The sequence below is a fragment of the Streptomyces sp. YS-3 genome (assembly GCF_045257485.1).
Taxonomy (GTDB): domain Bacteria; phylum Actinomycetota; class Actinomycetes; order Streptomycetales; family Streptomycetaceae; genus Streptomyces.
The window spans coordinates 1-1,447 of the sequence record NZ_JBJHPC010000983.1 but is presented as its reverse complement, the minus strand read 5'-3'; the positions used below and the strand labels follow the sequence as shown (position 1 = coordinate 1,447).

Sequence of the window (1,447 nt, the reverse complement as noted above, 5' to 3'; positions counted from 1 at the left end):
GTGCTTCCCCCGGGCCCGGCTCCGGGCCGGTTCCCGCCGCTCCCCCGTCTCCCGGCCGCAGGTCCGACTTCAGGGCGCCCACACAGACCGCCGCGACCGTGTACGACACCGCGTCCGCGACGAAGGGCAGGGCGCGGGAGGCCTGGTAGAGCGCGCCGCCCAGGGCAGGGCCGAGGACCAGCGCGCCCTGGTCGCCGGCGGAGAGTCCGGCCACCACCCGGGGGCTGTCGGCGGGCGGGGCGATCAGCGCGACGGTGCCGGCGGCGGCGGCCTCGTACACCGCCGTGGAGAATCGTTCCACCAGAACCGCGCCGAGGAGCAGGGCGAGCGGGGGGCGGCCCGTGGCGGCGACGACGGCGACGGCGCCCATGGCGAGCGCGGAGACCGCAGCGGACCAGAGCATCACCGGTTTGCGCGCGCCCCGGTCGGCGGGCACGGCGGCGAAGGGGGCGAGGAGCAGCCCGGCCGCGGTGGAGACGCCCGCGACGAGTCCGACGGTCGCGGCGGAGTGGCCGAGGCCCAGGAGCAGCAGCGGCAGGACGACGCCGGAGGCCTGGGTGCCGAGCGCGTCGGTGGCGTTGGCGCACCAGAACAGCCGGACGTCCCGGGACAGCGGCCCGCGGACGGCCGCCCGGCCGGTGGCCGCGGTGGCGGAGCCCACTAGCACCCCACCGGCACGGAGGGCCGCTGCGCCGGCTCGGCCGGTTCGGGCCGCTTCGGCCCGTCCGGTGACAACTCTGCCAAGGCCGATAACCCTGGTTCGCGCACAGCCACCCCACAGTTGGTCAGGTTGCGAAGAAAGTGTGCAGGATTCGAAACGAGCGGGAGCCTAACCACGGGCCCACCGGAGCGACAAGGGCCGTGTCGTCGAGGCCGGAATTGAACTCCGTAAGCGCTCGGCAAAGAAACCGATTGCTCTGTACGGATCCCGGCCTCGGCGGAGGCGTCCGCCGACTCCCGCGGCAGGGAAAGGGAATGCCCACGTCCGCACGGCCGGCGCCGCGGGCGGAGTCCGCGCTTCTCGCTTCACTGCGGCGAACACCCGCTCCAGACATGCCGGATCGCGCACCTCGACCGGCATATGCGTCTTCCCGGCGGCGAACCGGGCCCGGTCGGGCGGGCAGCGGCGGGACGGCACCCGGCCGGGTCCGGACAACGCGCCGGGGCGATGTGCGGGCGTCGGAGGATCGTGCCGGGCGCCGGATTCTCGGAGTGGTTCCCTCCGGTTCACTCATTGGCCGGAAACATATGGGCCTCGACGGCGACGCACCCCGCCGATCAGCAAATGATCGGATAGCTTCCGCCCGTGACCATTTCTGTACGAAAGCTGCTGTCGATTGCCGTTCTGAGTGCGGCACTCGCGGGCTGCGGCTCCGATCCGGCTCCCGCCGACCGTGGCGCGAAGGCGGCTCCGGGCCCGAGCAGGCCGTCCACCGCGCCCTCAGCA

At 73.9% G+C, this 1,447-nt stretch carries 1 protein-coding gene; it reads right to left on the bottom strand.

All coding sequences use genetic code 11. The features are described from left to right. A partial coding sequence (locus tag ACJA3G_RS36890; RefSeq protein WP_406557375.1) for an MFS transporter occupies positions 1-661 on the bottom strand: 661 nt, incomplete at its 3' end. Between the last annotated feature and the right edge of the window lie 786 nt (positions 662-1,447).